The sequence below is a fragment of the Pseudomonas sp. PH1b genome, assembly GCF_000633395.1.
In the GTDB taxonomy this organism is placed as follows: domain Bacteria; phylum Pseudomonadota; class Gammaproteobacteria; order Pseudomonadales; family Pseudomonadaceae; genus Aquipseudomonas.
In genome coordinates this window covers 161,928-178,686 of the sequence record NZ_AYMU01000037.1, presented here as the reverse complement: position 1 = coordinate 178,686, position 16,759 = coordinate 161,928, and the positions used below count along the sequence as shown (strand labels likewise).

At 57.5% G+C, this 16,759-nt stretch carries 10 protein-coding genes and 2 pseudogenes; 2 read left to right on the top strand and 10 right to left on the bottom strand.

The window, feature by feature from the left end; genetic code table 11:
• On the top strand, window positions 1–453 hold a 453-nt coding region (locus U873_RS0133095), incomplete at its 5' end, for an integrase core domain-containing protein (RefSeq protein WP_025132333.1).
• A 44-nt stretch (window positions 454–497) separates the two neighbouring features.
• Here the strand turns inward: U873_RS0133095 and U873_RS35665 are convergent.
• The 10 genes and pseudogenes from U873_RS35665 to U873_RS0133050 all read right to left on the bottom strand — a co-directional run.
• Window positions 498–747 (bottom strand): annotated as a pseudogene (locus tag U873_RS35665) (IS3 family transposase); the annotation flags it as partial.
• Window positions 748–910: 163 nt separating this feature from the next.
• Window positions 911–1,447 (bottom strand): hypothetical protein, encoded by a 537-nt coding sequence (locus U873_RS36815; protein WP_157838137.1) that lies wholly within the window; start codon window positions 1,445–1,447, stop codon window positions 911–913.
• Complete coding sequence (locus U873_RS36465) at window positions 1,437–3,227, bottom strand: hypothetical protein (RefSeq protein WP_157838136.1); 1,791 nt, start codon at window positions 3,225–3,227, stop codon at window positions 1,437–1,439. The genes U873_RS36815 and U873_RS36465 overlap by 11 nt, the downstream gene beginning before the upstream one ends.
• Window positions 3,228–3,325: 98 nt before the next feature.
• Complete coding sequence (locus U873_RS35660; RefSeq protein WP_081818747.1) at window positions 3,326–4,927, bottom strand: site-specific integrase; 1,602 nt, start codon at window positions 4,925–4,927, stop codon at window positions 3,326–3,328.
• Window positions 4,928–5,112: 185 nt separating this feature from the next.
• Window positions 5,113–6,252, bottom strand: a complete 1,140-nt coding sequence (locus U873_RS35655; RefSeq protein WP_081818746.1) for a tyrosine-type recombinase/integrase — start codon at window positions 6,250–6,252, stop codon at window positions 5,113–5,115.
• Window positions 6,253–6,407: 155 nt separating this feature from the next.
• Window positions 6,408–6,863 (bottom strand): annotated as a pseudogene (locus U873_RS0133070) (DUF808 family protein); the annotation flags it as partial.
• Between the two features lie 74 nt (window positions 6,864–6,937).
• The gene (locus tag U873_RS0133065; protein WP_029978824.1) at window positions 6,938–8,383 is read right to left on the bottom strand and encodes an efflux transporter outer membrane subunit; all 1,446 of its coding nucleotides are present in this window, start codon (window positions 8,381–8,383) and stop codon (window positions 6,938–6,940) included.
• A 14-nt stretch (window positions 8,384–8,397) separates the two neighbouring features.
• On the bottom strand, window positions 8,398–11,523 hold the full coding sequence (locus U873_RS0133060; protein ID WP_025132331.1) for an efflux RND transporter permease subunit: 3,126 nt from the start codon (window positions 11,521–11,523) through the stop codon (window positions 8,398–8,400).
• Entirely contained in the window at window positions 11,513–14,593 is a 3,081-nt protein-coding gene (locus U873_RS0133055; protein ID WP_025132330.1) for an efflux RND transporter permease subunit, read from the bottom strand. Before U873_RS0133055 ends, U873_RS0133060 begins: the two co-directional genes overlap by 11 nt.
• 10 nt (window positions 14,594–14,603) lie before the next feature.
• Window positions 14,604–15,731 (bottom strand): efflux RND transporter periplasmic adaptor subunit, encoded by a 1,128-nt coding sequence (locus U873_RS0133050; RefSeq protein ID WP_025132329.1) that lies wholly within the window; start codon window positions 15,729–15,731, stop codon window positions 14,604–14,606.
• Between the two features lie 274 nt (window positions 15,732–16,005).
• On the opposite strand from U873_RS0133050, the gene U873_RS0133045 reads away from it, so the two are divergent.
• A complete protein-coding gene (locus tag U873_RS0133045; RefSeq protein WP_025132328.1) occupies window positions 16,006–16,614 on the top strand; it encodes a TetR/AcrR family transcriptional regulator in 609 nt (202 codons plus the stop codon).
• Window positions 16,615–16,759 lie beyond the last annotated feature (145 nt).

Sequence of the window (16,759 nt, the reverse complement as noted above, 5' to 3'; positions counted from 1 at the left end):
AGGAAACCCGGGGCGATTCATACCACGAAGACGCCAATCACAGCCGAAGACCTATTGAACGACAAGGTGCTGCCGTACTTCACAGAGCAAAACGTTCCTGTGTCGCGGACTCTGACGGATCGTGGAACGAAGTATTGCGGCAAGCTAGAGCAGCATGATTACCAACTTTACCTGGCAATGAACAACATCGAGCACACTCGGACGAAAGCAGCATCACCGCAAACCAATGGGATCTGCGAGCGCTTTCATAAGACGATCTTGCAGGAGTTTTACCAGGTCACGTTCCGGAAAAAGATCTACCAAAGTATGGAGCAGTTGCAGGTCGATCTTGACCAGTGGATTGCCCACTACAATGATGAACGGACTCACCAAGAAAAAATGTGCTGTGGCCGCACGCCGTCCGAGACATTTGAGGACGGAAAGAAAATCTGGCTGGCCAAAATGATCAACTGAATTTGACCTAACAGTCACGACCGCAAATCTGGTAACTGTCAGATCAAGTCTGAGCTTCTACAGTGCCCGTGGTCGAGATAGTACCCGACAGCCTTTTCCCTTTGGGCCAGTGAGTACTTCGAATTCGAGAGCACGTAGCCACGCGACAGGTCGAGGCATCGCTCGTACTCTTCATGCCAGCTTTCTCAGAGAGTTCTTCGTCGGGTAGCCCAACTGACGAATAGTTTCCCCGGTGCACTGCCCCACTTTGATGTAGAGCTTGAATGCTCGGATGCGGTCTTCGTATGAATACATGATCTACCTCCAGGTAGTCCAAAATTTCCGCCGCATCCCCTCTGGATCAGTTTTCAATCAGCGCCGACAAGCACTGGTCGTTGCGCCTTTGGGCACACTGCTGAACAACCAATTTTTCCTGCCGATAAATGGATAAAATTTCTGCCCGACTTAGAACATGCAATCAATCGACAGACTTAATCGTCTGCCTCAACGCGTATCTAAGCCTCGTCACCTCAAGTCTACTTTCGCGAAGCTCTATTTCGAGCCTAGAATAATAATCAGAAACTCGTTGAAGCCTCAAGTTAACATCAACAAGATTTTCTTTAGCTTCTAAAAATCGATGAAACCAAGAACCTGCTACATACCTGGCTTTCGCCAACCTCTTTGTAAGATCGTAAACCTCCCCCTTCGAAGATATATATTTTTTATCGCCAACAACAGTGACTTGTTTTTTGCGCGCAACCTTAATTTTTTTTAGTTCCGAAAATGGCCATCCATCGTCAAGAGAAGCTACTGCCGAGGAACTACCAGATATAGAACTCCTAGCACGGAAAGTTAATGTATTTCTATGAACGTTCGCAATTCGTGCAAGGTTCGTCTTACTAGCTGGCTGATCAGGATTATCTCTAATTTTTGTCAATGCTAACTCTATCGATTTCGTGACTTGCTCATAGTCCTCTGCATTCCTGGCAGCAAATGGCAAATTATCAGTCCGCATTTAATTCTACCCCCAAAAGGACACATACACTTTCGGCCTCTTTTACAGCTGCTTCAAAATGCTCTCGCGCATAATAAAACCGGGCATCAACCGCTTTATCTTTGTTTTCTTGAAGCAACTTTTTCCACGCAGGACCATGAACATCCTTAGTAATTATGCTATTAGAGCATCTCATAGGGTTGCATTTAAGCTGACCAACACAGGGAGGAGGCCCACCTTCAATTTCTGGTTTGACACCGGTACAGTATGCAAGACCAACATTTACAAGACTTACATTATTAGCGATCAACCCCTCGAGCATCTCCTCCCTTGAAAGCCCCGCATCAGTCATGCCCTTAAAAAAACTAACGCGTCTCTCAGAGATTTCCGCAGCCGATCCACCATAAATAGGGTTATCAGGATCAAAAACCCCCTGAGCCATTTCTTTTTTCAACTGTACAAAGGTCGCTCCTGACTGCTGTGACTGAATTAGCTTTGCAGCATTACCATACGACAAAGTCACATCGGAGGGCAGGGACACCGCACGCCCATAAAGATGCTTAAGCTGGTAGCTAATATACGGAAGACCAAGTCTAGCCCTTACCATCTGACGCGAAAGCGAGTGCTTGAAATAATGTGTACCAAAAACCAAACCATCGAACACCCCATCATAATTAACAGTTTTCAAAAATGCACCAATTGCTGATGCTAGGGACTTATCTAAAAAAGGTCGACCAGAGCGCGTAATAGATGTACACGGAGCGAACAAATAATCACTCTGTTTTAGCTCTGCTAAAAACTTTAGTACGACAATGGCGTCTTCCAACGCAGGAATAGCCACCCAAGCATCATCATACAGATTATGGTCGCCACGACGCTTCGTCACACGTCCGACTACACAAAGAACCCCCATACGCTCCTCGAGACAATCAACCCGCATGGAAGCCATTTCAGAATATCTTGGCCCTAGATAGAGCCCCAAAACACAGAGTGCAGCATGATTTACATCAGCAGTATAATTCCTCATTTCAGAAAGAGGTCTGGAGATAGCACGCTTTAACTTTTCTCGGCATCCAGATTTCACATCAGACTTTCGATATTCGACATAAAGCTCGAAATCCTCAATAAATATACGATGACCATCGGTGATCCCAGGAGATACCTTATAGTGCCCCTCAACTAGTGAGTCACGGCGATCCAACCCGCATCGACCAATGAAATCATGGACACAGCTAAGAGCGCGCTCAGTTAAAACGGAGAATTGCCTGTCTGAAAAATATCGCGGCGAGCCATCTAGGCCACCTGATTTTAAACTGTCGCCAACACCTACCTCAGACATAAAAACTAGAGCATCTATATCAAACTGCTTAACACGAAACTCTCCACCAATCAAAATACTAGAACGGAGATGGAACAACACCTTTAAACCGCGACGAATCTCCTCAAAACTACGACCAGAATAAGTCTTGGCGACAACAATCAAGTCAACCGGAAAAATATCCATAATAGTTGATATGCACGCTCCCTTCAAGAAACGAACATCAACAACAGCAGCTATAAAATTCAAAGCTCTTTTTATTCGAGGCATCAGAGAGTACACTTTAGAAGCCCCTGGAATCTCTGCACCCTTCGAAAATATAAAACTACTAGGCGAGAGAATATAAATACCAAATATCGTCTTTAACTCAACCTGAAGACTTGAGGGAAAACTATAACTCCGCCATTCTAGTGTGTATCTTCCTTTAGCAATCGAGCGAGGTGAACCAGATACTTCCTCAGAGAAGTCCCAATAATCGCTCATGACAAGAGACCGTTTCGAGACCTTTAAACTTGAGTAATCTAGTGTGCACTCCAACGCATTTTCAATCTTAAAATTACGTGCAAAATCTGTAAGCGACATTACATCACCGCTCTAAAAATGATAGTATCTACTACATTTTCTATTTTGAGTGACGCTGCTTCTGCCTTAGCAAGAACATCATCGGGCCAATCGCTTGTTTCGGAATCTAAGAGATTATTAAGGATATGAAGATTTTGTTGCAAGATAGCTCGATGAGGAACAGCAGAAACGCCCTGCTCGAACGCAACTAGGTATTGTGCTCTCAAAGAAAACAAACTAGGCAAATGTTCTTGCAGAATGAGGACATTCGGGCACCGCAAGCACATATTAAAAATTGTGCAAGGAGAGCCTTCAGCTATTCCCGCAGCCAAGCGTATATTATTCGGCGGAGAATAAACATTCTTACATAGACTCAATGGCGTGGAATACACCAGTTTGTTTAATGTTGAGTTTGAGTTTTCATTCGCGACTTCCTTAGGATTGGCATCATACTCTAGCGCATTTTGCCGAATCCTATTTAATGCAGACTTAATTTCTTTCCGTGCAACAGGGTTGAAATCATAACTATCTATATAGCGAAACGTTGTAACAACATTGGAATGACCTAAGATATCTTTTATCACATAGATATCCACGCCATTTTTTATAAGCTGGGAAACCAATGACGGTCTAAAACGAGGCAATGTGACACGAAGTATATCGCCTGTTCTACTAATAATATTATGTCTTCGTGAAAACTCACCTGCCCACCTACCAAAATACTGGCTTGAGGTAAAATCTTTTGCCACTTTGAACCTACCACCACGATTTTGGCATACAAAAAGGAGATTTTTGCTAGCCACTGGCAAGGTATCACGAAACCTAGAAGTGATATCGAGAAGCTCACCCCAGACTTCCTTAATCACTTTGTTTTGATATCCGTCCAGCGCCATGATATCCGATTGTAGTAGACCTAGATGTAGCTCACTCTCACCACTCCCTCTGGGCTTACTATAGCGCAGATACGGTCGCCCAGTGAGTGGATGTTCTTCTTGGTAACTATCTACCTGTAGGGTTAGTGCTACCGACGTATTCAAACCAGTCACAGAAACAAGTTTGAACAAGTATGGAAAAACTGTAGACGGCGTGACCCTGGAGACTACTCCCCACTTGCGATAAAGATTATTATGGCCTCCATGAAAAGCTTGTGCGGCACTGAAAAACCGATCATGATGCTGACGCATTTCAGGAACATTAGGAATCGCTTCGCAATTAAGAATGTTTTCAAAGTACCAGCGCAAATTATTTTCATCGCGCCAATGCCCATTCATAACCGCTCGCCGCTTCCCTTCCGAGTTTCGATTTTCGGGAGGAGCGCCCAATCCAGTTTTCTTATAGGGAAGCATTGCTTTTCTTATATTTTTTATCTCAATATCTAGACCAGATTCGATTTGCCTCATCTCATCAAAGTCATAAGGAAGCATCGCCCCGGTCTCACGCCTCACGGTACCTATTGAAGTATCCAAATATTCATTTATGGATACGTATTTCTCTGCAATCAAGAAATCCAGAAACTTGCGCAGAGAACTGAGCAGAGAAGCAACCGCTGCACCTGAAAGCCCATAATCCTCCAAAAACATACGGAACTTTATGAGTACATACTCATCAAGATCTTGCTTCATCCTGAAAGGTCGCTCAGGACCGTACCCACCACTCTCTGTTGCCCATGCAATAAGTTTATTTAAACAAGACGTAGCAGCGTCCTTAGTTGACTTAGATGGTCGATCACCTACTTTTTTAGAAAAGGCCTATCTCAGCTCAAAGAAAGGATCATTATTAGTTGGTGAGGCTAAGCCAAATAGAGCACTCACGACTGCACCACCATCTTCTTCGGCCTGCCTCGCTTGTCAACAATTTTTTTCTGTGGAAGATATGTTTTCATATAAATATCTTGAGCCTCCTCAAAGCGGGTTTTCAGCTTACCCTCTTTCATTTTTGAGAACATGGCTGCTGGCAGGTGGGTGTATTGTTCTGTACTCTTTATTGAGGCATGACCAAATTGCGTCTGTATTAAAACAATTTTTTCTATATAGTCCTGCCCCCACTCTCCTTGCAATATTGAGAGGGCTGTACCGTGACGCAGGCGATGGCAACTTATGACCCCACCCGGAAACCCAGCACGAACACTCGCATCCGCAATCATCTTCTGTATTGATTTAGGCGTTATTGGAAGATTCTTGGTACTAAGAAAGGCATACTCCTGCTTCCCACCTCTTGCAAATCTGTAGGTAGGCGAATTGTGATACCGATGTATTCTCGATATCACTGCACGTGAAATTAGCACATACCTTTCTTTAATTTGTCCTTTACCACGACCTTTGCTCCCCCTGACCAAAAGTGGGAGATACTCCAATTCCTCACCGTAACCTTTTAACAACTCAATATCTTGCTTAGTAACCCTCACAACCTCCGACACACGAAGCCCACTTTCATAAATCAAGTGCAATACACACCGTTGAGATTCGTGATTAAGCGACATAACCAGCTGGAGAAATTGACTTTTAGTTACAAATCTTGGCATTTTCCTTAATGGGTGTCTAGTCATGTAGCGTCCCGACCAACCACTCGTCGCCCTTAGACGCCCGGCACTTTCAGTTGTTAACCAAGAAAAAAACTCGTGAAGTGTTACTTCCCTATTACGTACAGTAGCGTCGGACAGCCCAAGCCCTTGAAGATATTTGAAGTATTTATTAATCCCCAATGAACCAATTGAAGCCAAAGACAGTTCGACAGACACTAGCCCCCGCATTTTTATACCGACTAGATATTCGAAAAAATACTTAAGGTTATTTGCATACGTTTCAATAGTTTTGGGAGAGTAATTTTTTGGACTGACCACCAGTGAACGGAGCCACGCCGACGGCAACTCAAGCACCTCCCCCTGATCATCGAACAGGGTTGGGCGCATGAGCCCACCACGCGGAGGAGCAATTTTTGCAAAATCCATGGCATTCCCACTCGAGGTTCACTGCCAAACCAGTGTGGATGGGAACACGGCGCTGTCAAATCGTACTGTGCAAGAATCGACAAATGAGCAACAGCCAGAAGGTACGGTTTCACGCTTATCGGCCAGTATTGTGCAACTGGAAATTAGTAGCTTAAAAGAATGAAGTCGGTGCGGATCGCGCCCTTGATCTTGTCCTTCTCAAAGGCCACCAGGTCCACCTGCGGATCGGCCAGTGCCTGCAGTGTTTCACTGTGCCCGGCCGCCTCTTCGGCACTGTGCAGGTATTTGTGCGCCAGCTTCTCGAACCCCTCGAAGCACAGGTAGGCACCGCCGATCATCAGCAACGGCGTCACCAACCAGGGGGCCAGGGCACTGATGGCCAATGCCGCCGGAACCAGGACCAGCTTGTTGCGAAACGAGCCCTTGGCCACGGCCCAGACCACCGGAATCTCGCGCTCGGCGCGCACCCCGGTCACCTGTTGGGCGTTGAGGGCCAGATCATCGCCCAGCACCCCGGCGGTCTTCTTCGCCGCCATCTTGGTCATCAGGGCCACGTCATCGAGTACGGCGGCGATGTCGTCGAGCAAAACCAGCAAACTGCTTCCTGCCATGGACCAGGCTTCCCTAGGTGAATAAAGGCGCGCAGCATAACGCGCCGGGGGCGCCTGACGCGAGATCGACTGCGTCAGGGCGCAACCATCCCCGGCCCTTGCCACCCCCCTCCCAGGCTCTGGATCAGGGCCACGCTGCCCAGGCTCAATTGGCCCTGGGAGTCACGCAGGTTCTGCTCGGCCTGCAGCAGCACCAGTTGCTGGGTCAGCAGGCTCTGAGCGCTGACCGTGCCGGCCAGCAGCTGGGCCTGCTGGCTGCCGAACAGTTGCTGGTTGCGTTGGAAAACCTGCTGATAGGTGTCCACCTGAAGCTGCAGGTGATTGACCGACGACAGCTGGTCCTCGACGTTCTGCAGTGCCGCCAGCACGGTGCCCCGGTAGTTGGCCACATCCTGGTCATAGCTGGCATGGGCCTGTTGCAGCGCCGCTTCCCGGGCGCCACCGTCGAACAACGTGGCCGCCAGCGCCGGACCGAGGCTCCAGATCCGGTTCGGCACCGAGAACAGGCCGCCCAGGGCGCTACCGCGAAACCCCACTTCAGCGGTCAGGTCCAGGGTCGGGAAAAACGCCGCCTCGGCCACGCCGATCCTGGCGTTGGCTGCAGCGGCCGTGCGCTCCGCCGAGACCACGTCGGGCCGGCGCAGCAGCAGGGTCGAGGGCAGGCTCAGGGGCGGACGGGGCACATGGAAGCGGTAGTCGGCCAGCGGCGCCAGGCTGAACTGTGCCGGCGCCAGGCCGACCAGTACTGCCAGGGCATGCTCGTACTGCTCACGGGAGATCTGCGCCGTCTGCAAGGCCGCCACTACCGAGCTCAGTTGATCCTGGACCAGCAGCAACTGATCGTTGGAGGCGGTGCCCTGAACGTAAGCGGCCTGGGTCATGTCCTGCAGCCGCTGGGTGATCCGCTGCTGCTCCTGCAACAGGCCGATGTCGATGTCCAGGTGCCGCAGGCTCAGGTAATTGCTCGCCACGCTGGCGCTGATCGACAACCGTACCCCGGCCAGCAGCGCATCGGAGGACTGGGCCAGGGCCTGGCTCGATTCGATGCCGCGCCGCACCTGCCCCCACAGGTCCGGTTCCCAGCTGGCTCCCAGGGTGGCACTGACACTCTGTTCGACACTTCCAGAGCCGCTGCTACTGGTGCTGCCGCTGGTACTGCTGGTGCCACTGCTGCCACCCACGCCGCGCGACCCGGAAAGCCCGGCGCTGATGGTCGGGAACAGCCCGGCGCGACTGGACGCCACCTGGGCCTGGGCCAGCCGGTAGGCGGCCTCGGCGGCAACGATCGACTGGTTGGCGCTGGCCGAACGCTGGACCAGCTCGTTGAGCTGCGGATCCTGATAGGCCAGCCACCATTGGCTGTCCAGGGCGCCCTGGGGGTTGGCCACCGCCCTTTGCCATTGCCCGCCCTCCTTGAAAGTGGTGGGCAGTGTCATGTCCGGTTGTCGATAGTCCGGCCCGACCATGCAGCCGCCCAGCAGCAGGCTGAGCAATGCCGCGCTGCACCATGTTCTGCCCATCTGGCCATGCATGATCATGCCTCCTTGACGACCCGGCCCAGGCGCTGGGACGCCCGGTCGAGCCACAGGTAGATAACAGGCGTGGTGTACAGCGTCAGCACCTGGCTGAGCAGCAAGCCACCGATGATCGAGATCCCCAGCGGGCGGCGCAGCTCCGAGCCGTAGCCGCTGCCCAGCACCAGGGGCAGCGCGCCGAGCATCGCCGCCAGGGTGGTCATCATGATCGGCCGGAAGCGGATCAGGCAGGCCCGGCGGATCGCCTCCTGGGCGCTGAGCCCCTGCTGCTGGCGCTCGGTAATGGCGAAGTCGATCATCATGATGGCGTTCTTCTTGACGATGCCGATCAGCAGAATGACCCCTACCAGGGCAATGATCGACAGCTCGGTGCCTGTCAGCAGCAAGGCGATCAGGGCCCCGAGGCCGGCCGAGGGCAAGGTCGAAAGAATAGTCAGCGGGTGCATCAGGTTTTCGTAGAGGATGCCCAGCACGATGTACACCGAGAGCAAGGCGGCGACGATCAGCAAGGGTTCGCTGGCCACCGAGGACTGGAACACCTGGGCCGTGCCGGCAAATTGCCCGACCACGCTGGCCGGCATGCGCAATTGAGCCACGGCCTGGTCCACCAGGGCGGTGGCCTGGCCGATGGACACCCCCGGCGCCAGGTTGAACGAAGCGGTCACTGCCGGAAAAGAGCCCTGGTGGCTGATGGCAATGGCAGTGCGCTGCACCGACGGTTCGGCCACCGCCGACAGCGCAATCAGCGTCTGCTGGGCATTGGCGGAAAGGTCCGGACTGGCGGCCCCGCCCTTGCCCGTGACCACCGCCCCGGGGGGCAGGTAGATCGAGTTCAGGGTCGAGGGATCGGTCCAGTACTGCGGAGCCACCTCCATCACCACGTGGTACTGGTTGGCCGCCCGATAGAGGGTCGAGACCTGGCGCTGGCCGAACGCGTCGTAGAGGGTCTGGTCAATGGCCGCCATGCTCACCCCCAGGCGCGAGGCGCTGTCGCGGTTGACCTGGACATTGGCCAGCAAGCTGTTGTCCTGCTGGTCGGTGTTCAGGTCCTTGAGCTGGGGCAGGCCACGCAGCACCGCCACCACCTTGGGCACCCACTGGTCGAGGTCGCTCTGGTCATCGGCGGTCAGGGTGTATTGGTACTGCGCGCCGCTCTGGCGCCCGCCCACGGTGACGTCCTGCACCGACTGCAGGTACAGCCGCGTGCCGGGCATGTCCCCCAGGGTCTGGCGGATCTGCGCGATCACCTGGTCGGCACTGGCATGGCGCTGCTCCAGGGGCTTGAGGGCGATGAACAGTTGCGCACTGTTGATCGCCCCGCCACCGCCGCCGCCCCCACCGACGAAACCGCCGACCGTGGCGACATTGGGGTTGTGCATGACCTTGCGGTTGATCTGCAGAAAATCCTTCTGCATGGCACCGTAGGAAATGCTCTGCGCCGCCAGGATGCTGCCGGACAAGCGACCGGTGTCCTCCTGGGGAAAGAAGCCCTTGGGCACCAGCACATACAAGGCGCCCGCGAGGAAGATCACCAGCAGCGTCACCAGCCCCATCATCCGCGAACGCGCGATGACCCAGCCCAGGGAGCGGTCGTAGAAGCGATGCACCCGCGAGTCCAGGGGCTGGGTGCCTTCGGGCAATAACTCGCGGGTGCGCAACAGCACGCTGGAAAGCATCGGTGTCACCGTCAGGGAAATCAGCATCGAAATGACGATCGACACCGACAGCGACACCGAAAACTCACGGAACAGGCGCCCGACGATGCCGCCCATCAACAGCAGCGGAATGAACACCGCCACCAGCGACACGCTGATGCTCAGCACCGTGAAGCCCACCTCCCGGGCCCCGGCCAGTGCCGCCTGCAACCGCGACTCGCCGCGTTCCAGGTGGCGCATGATGTTTTCCACCACGACGATGGCATCGTCCACCACGAAGCCGGTGGAAATGGTCAGGGCCATCAGCGACAGGTTGTTCAGGCTGTAGCCGAGGAAATACATGGCGCCGAAGGTGCCCAGCAGCGACAGCGGCACCACGATGGCCGGCACCAGGGTGCTGCGCCAGTCGCGGAAAAAGGCGAAGGTCACCAAGGTCACCAGCACGATCGAGGCGATCAGGCTCAGCTCCACATCCCGCAACGAAGCGCGGATGGTGGTGGTGCGGTCCATCAGCACGTTGAGGTGGATCGAGGCTGGGATCGAGGCCTGGAGGAACGGCAGCTCGGCCTTCACCGCGTCCACGGTGTCGATGACGTTGGCCCCCGGCTGCTTGAAGATCACCAGCAGCACCGCCGGCTTGCCGTTGAACAGGCCGAAGTTGCGCAGGTCCTCGACGTCCTCGCGCACGTAGCCCAGGTCAGCGATGCGCACCAGGCTGCCATTGCTCTGCTTGACCACCAGGTCGGCATAGTCGCCGGTCGCGTAGAGCTGGTCGTTGGCGCTCAGCACATGGTTCTGCTGGCCAAGGGTGATCGCCCCCTTGGGCAGGTTGACGTTGGCCGCGGCGATCACCTGCCGCACCTGTTCCAGGCTAACCCCGTAATGGTTGAGCCGGTCCGGGTTGAGCTCGACCCGCACCGCCGGCAAGGCCCCACCGCCGACGGTCACGTCACCAACCCCGCGGGTCTGCAGCAGACGCTGCTCCAGCAGGGTCGAGGCGACGTCGTACATCTGCCCCGGCGTGGCACTGTCCGACGTCAGGCTGATGATCAGGATCGGCGAGTCGGCCGGGTTGACCTTGCGATAGGTGGGGTTGCCCGACAGGTCGCTGGGCAGGTTGCTGCGCGCGGCATTGATCGCCGCCTGCACGTCCCGGGCGGCACCGTCGATGTCGCGGTTGAGGTCGAACTGCAGGTTGATCCGGGTCGCCCCCAGGGTGCTCGAAGAGGTCATCTGGGTGACCCCGGCGATCTGCCCAAACTGGCGTTCCAGGGGCGTGGCCACCGAGCTGGCCACGGTATGCGGATCAGCCCCGGGCAGCGAGGCGCGCACGCTGATGGTGGGAAAATCCACCTCCGGCAGCGGCGCCACCGGCAACAGGTTGAAGGCCAGGATGCCGAACAGCGCCAGCCCGGCCGCCAGCAGGGTGGTGGCGATCGGACGCTGGATGAACGGCGCGCTAAGGTTCATCGCCGTTCCCCTGCCCGCCCGTGCGCCGCCCCTTCAAACGCTGCCCCAGGCCGTGCATGGCCAGGAAGATCACCGGCGTGGAAAACAGCGTCAGCAGTTGGCTCAGGAGCAAGCCGCCAATGATTGCGATCCCCAGGGGATGCCGCAGCTCCGAGCCGATCCCGGTGCCCAGCGCCAGGGGCACCGCACCAAACAGCGAGGCCATGCTGGTCATCAGGATCGGCCGGAAGCGCAGTTCCGCCGCCTGGCGAATCGCCGCCTGGGGCGTGAGGCCACCCTTGCGCTCCAGCTCCAGGGCGAAGTCCACCATCATGATGCCGTTCTTCATGACGATACCGATCAGTAGCACGATGCCGATCAGGCCGATGATGTCGAACTGGGTGCCGGTGATCAGCAGCGCCAGCAACGCGCCCAGGGCTGCCGAGAGCAGGGTCGAGAGGATGCTCACCGGGTGCACGAAGCTCTCGTAGAGGATCCCCAGCATCAGGTAGACCACGACGATCGCTGCCAGCACCAGGAACACCTGGTTCGACAGCGACGCTTCGAAGGTCGCCGCCGCGCCTTCCAGCGAGGCTTGCACCGAGGCCGGCAAGCCCACCTGGGCTTCGATCTGCCGCAGTCGGTTCACCGCCGCGCCCAGGGTCTGGCCGGAGGCCAGGTTGAACGAGACATCGGCATAGGGAAACTGCCCCAGGCGGTTGATGGTCAGGGGCGCACGCTGCACCTGCTGAGTGATCATGCTCGACAGCGGAGCCACCCCGCCGCCGGGAATGTTCACATAGAGGCCGGTCAGCAGGTCCGCCAGGTTGCGCGACGGGCGGTCGGTGGCCATGACCACGTGGTACTGGTTGAGCTGGGTGTAGAGGGTCGACACCTGGCGCTGGCCGAAGGCGTCGTAGAGCACATCGTCGATGGCCTGGGGCGTCACGCCCAGGCGCGAGGCGGTGGCGCGGTCGATGTTCAGCTGGATCTGGTTGCCGAACTGCATGGCCTGGCTTTGCACGTCGCTGAACATCGGGTCCTGCTTCAGCGCGACAAGCATCTTGCCGGTCCACTGCTCCAGCAGGTCCGCGTCGGTGGCCTGCAGGCCCAAGCGATAGCTGGTGGTGGAGACGGTGGCATCCAGGGTCAGGTCCTGGACCCCGTGCAGGTACAGGCGGATGCCGGCGTCGTCGGCATTGCCATCGGCCAGCCGGCGGATCACTGCCGCGCTGCTGTCGCGCTGATTCCGAGGCTTGAGGTTGATCAGCAGGTTGCCCTGGTTCAAGGTCGGGTTGGTCTGGTCGATGCCGACGAACGACGACAGGCTCTGCACCGCCGGATCCTTGAGGATTCGCGCCGCCAGGCGCTGCTGCTGTTCCTGCATCTGCTGGAAGGAAATGCTCGGCGCGGCCTGGGAAATCCCCTGGATCAGCCCGGTGTCCTGTTCGGGAAAAAAGCCCTTGGGCATCAGCACCAGGGTCAACAGCGTCAGCACCGCGGTCAGCACCACCGAAAGCAGGGTCAGGGTGCGATGGGCCAGCACCCAGTCCAGGCCGCGCACATAGTGCTGGTTGACGCGGTCAAAAAAATCCGCCCGGCGCTCGCCCTGGCGGTGCTTGAGCATGCGCGCGCACATCATCGGGGTCAGGGTCAGGGAAATCAGCGCCGAAATCACGATGGTCACCGCCACGGTCATGGCGAACTCGCGAAACAGCCGCCCCACCACATCGCCCATGAACAGCAGCGGGATCATCACCGCGATCAGCGCCACCGACAGCGAGATGATGGTGAAGCCGATCTGCTCGGCCCCCTTGAGCGCCGCCTGCAACGGCGGATCACCGGCCTCGAGGTAACGGGTGATGTTCTCGATCATGACGATGGCGTCGTCGACCACAAAACCGATGGCGATGGTGAGCGCCATCAAGGTCAAATTGTTCAGGGAAAATCCCAGGGCATAGGCCACCGCCAGGGTGCCCACCAGGGTCAGGGGTACGGTCACTGCCGGGATCACTGTGGCCGCAACGTTGCGCAGGAACAGGAAGATCACCAGCACCACCAGCAGCACCGCCACCGCCAGCTCGAACTGCACATCCACCACCGAGGCACGAATGGTCTGGGTCCGATCGGTGAGCACCTCGACCTTGAGGGTGCCCGGCAGGCTGGCCCGCAGCTTGGGCAGCAGTTGCTGGACCCGGTCCACCACCTCGATGACATTGGCCCCGGGCTGGCGCTGGATGTTCAGGACGATCGACGGGGTGCTGTTGGTCCAGGCCGCCTGGCGCGGGTTCTCCGGCCCCTGCACCGAACTGGCGATCTGCGCCAGGCGAATCGGCGCGCCATTCTTGTAGGCGATCACCAGGTCACGGTACTCGTCCGCCGACTGCAGCTGATCGTTGGCACCAATGGAGTACGCCTGGTAGCGGCCGTCGATATTGCCCTTGGCCTGGTTGACGTTGGCCGTGCCCAGCAACGTGCGCAGGTCATCCAGGGACAGGCCGAGATTGTTCAACGCCGAAGTGTTGGCCTCGACCCGCACGGCCGGGCGCTGGCCACCGCTGATGGTCACCAGGCCGACCCCGGAGATCTGCGAGATTTTCTGCGCCAGGCGGGTGTCCGCCAGGTCCTCGACCTTGGTCAGGGGCAGCACGTCGGAGGTCAGGGACAGGGTCAGCACTGGCGCATCCGCCGGGTTGACCTTGCTGTACACCGGCGGGTACGGCAGGTTGCTCGGCAGGAAGGTCCCGGCCGCATTGATCGCCGCCTGCACCTCCTGTTCTGCCACATCCAGGGACAGGGCCAGATCGAACTGCAGGGTCACCACCGAGGCACCATTGGAACTGCTGGAGCCCATGGACTTGAGCCCCGGCATCTCGCCGAGCTGGCGCTCCAGGGGCGCGGTGATCGAGGAACTGATCACCTCCGGGCTTGCCCCCGGGTACTGGGTGTAGACCTGGATGGTCGGGTAATCCACCTCGGGCAGGGCCGACACCGACAACAGGTGATAACCGAGCATCCCCAGCAACAGCACGGCCACCATCAGCAAGGTGGTGGCCACCGGGCGCTGGATAAAGGGACGCGAGACGTTCATCGGCGGCTCCTTATTGGGCGACGACCTTTACCGCCGAACCGTCATCGAGCTTGTCCGCCCCCTCGGTGATCACCTGCTCGCCGGCCTTGAGCCCGGAATCGAGGATCGCGGTGACATCGCCACTGGCGGGACCGGCCTTGATGTGGCGCAGGCTGGCCTTGCTCCCGGCCACGACAAACACGAAATCACCCTGGCTGCCATGCTGGATCGCCCGGGTCGGCACCACCGGCACCTGAGCCAGGGTGTCGGCCTTGAGCCTGGCGTTGACGAACTGATTGGGGAACAGGCGCCGGCCCGCGCCATCGAAGCGCGCCTTGACGTTGATGGTCCCGGTGCTGGTGTTGACCTGGTTGTCCAGCGCCAACAGGCTGCCGGTGGCCAGCAGATCGTGCTTGTTGCGGTCGTAGGCCAGCACCGGTACCGGCCCCCTGGCCACAGCCTGGCTGATCGTCCCGAGGTCATCCTCGGGCACCGCGAACACCACGTTGGCCGGCTCCATCTGGGTAATCACCACGATCCCGGTGGTACTGCTGGAGCTCACGTAGTTGCCTGGGTCCACCAGGCGCAGGCCGGCCACGCCCTCCACCGGGGAGGTGATGGTGCAGTAGCTCAATTGCACTTCGAGGTTCTGCACACTGCCCTGGTCGGCGGCCACGGTTCCCGCCTGTTGCTGCACCGTCGACACCTGGGTATCCAGGGTCTGCTGGCTGACCGAGCCGGCCTTGATCAGCTCGCGATAACGGGCCAGGTCGCGCCGCGCGTTGTCCAGCAGCGCCTGGTCATGGGCGAGCACGCCCCGGGCCTGGGCCAGTTGCGCCTTGAGCGTACGATCGTCGATCCGCGCGATCACCTGGCCCTTGTGCACCTGTTGACCTTCATTGAATTCGACGCTGGCCAGGATGCCGTCGACCTGAGTGATCACCGTCACACTGCGGGTGGGGGTCACCGTGCCCAGGGCATCGATATACACCGGCACATCCTGCAACTGCACCGCCACCGCCACCACCGGTTCGGCGGAGGACGGAGCCTTGGCCGGATGCCGTGAGGCGGACAGGAAGAACCAGAGACCGCCGGCCAGCGCCAGAAGTATCAGAGCGGTGATGAGCAGAGTGGTGTTGCTTCGCCTGTTCTTGTTCACGACTCAGCACCCGATCCAAGCCTGATTGAACCCTGGTGAATGGCGAACCGAGCCCATTGCCGCGAGGGCTCCACAGGCCAGCGACCCGAGCAGTGTCTTGAACTCTAGCAGCCGCCTTTTACACCGCTGAAGACGTTGCATTGTTGTTCAGCTCGGTGACAGGCAAATGCGCCGAAGTGCAGGCAAACCGGGGCTGCCCCGGCATTCTTGAGCCCCGCGCAACGCCGGTGCTACCATGCGCAACCGCCCGAACAGGCAAGGAATCCTCTGGTTTATGAGCACCATCCGCGAGCGCAATAAAGAACTGATCCTGCGGGCCGCCAGTGAAGAGTTTGCCGACAAGGGCTTTGCGGCGACCAAGACCAGCGACATCGCCGCCAAGGCCGGGTTGCCCAAGCCCAACGTCTACTACTACTTCAAGTCCAAGGAAAACCTCTACCGCGAGGTGCTGGAAAGCATCATCGAGCCGATTCTCCAGGCCTCCACCCCGTTCAATGCCGACGGTGTGCCCAGCGAAGTGCTCAGCGGCTACATTCGCTCGAAGATCCGCATCTCCCGCGACCTGCCGTTCGCCTCCAAGGTATTCGCCAGCGAGATCATGCACGGCGCCCCGCACCTGAGCCCGGACCAGGTGGAACAGCTCAACGCCCAGGCCAAGCACAATATCGAATGCATCCAGACCTGGATCGACCGCGGGCAGATCGCCCCGCTCGACCCCAACCACCTGATGTTCAGCATCTGGGCCGCGACCCAGACCTACGCCGACTTCGACTGGCAGATCTCGGTGGTCACCGGCAAGACCAAGCTCGACGAAGACGACTACGAGGCCGCCGCGCAGACCATCATCCGCCTGGTGCTCAAGGGCTGTGAGCCGGACCGCTGAGAACCGGGCCACTCCGGCCTTCCTTCGATTGACCACTGGCGCAGGCGGCGAACCTGCGCAGCGCTCGTGGCGAACGCCCTGCCCCCAAAGCCCCTTCGAGCCTTGTTGAGCGGGTGTCGCCCGAGCCTTGGCCGCCCGTGCCGGG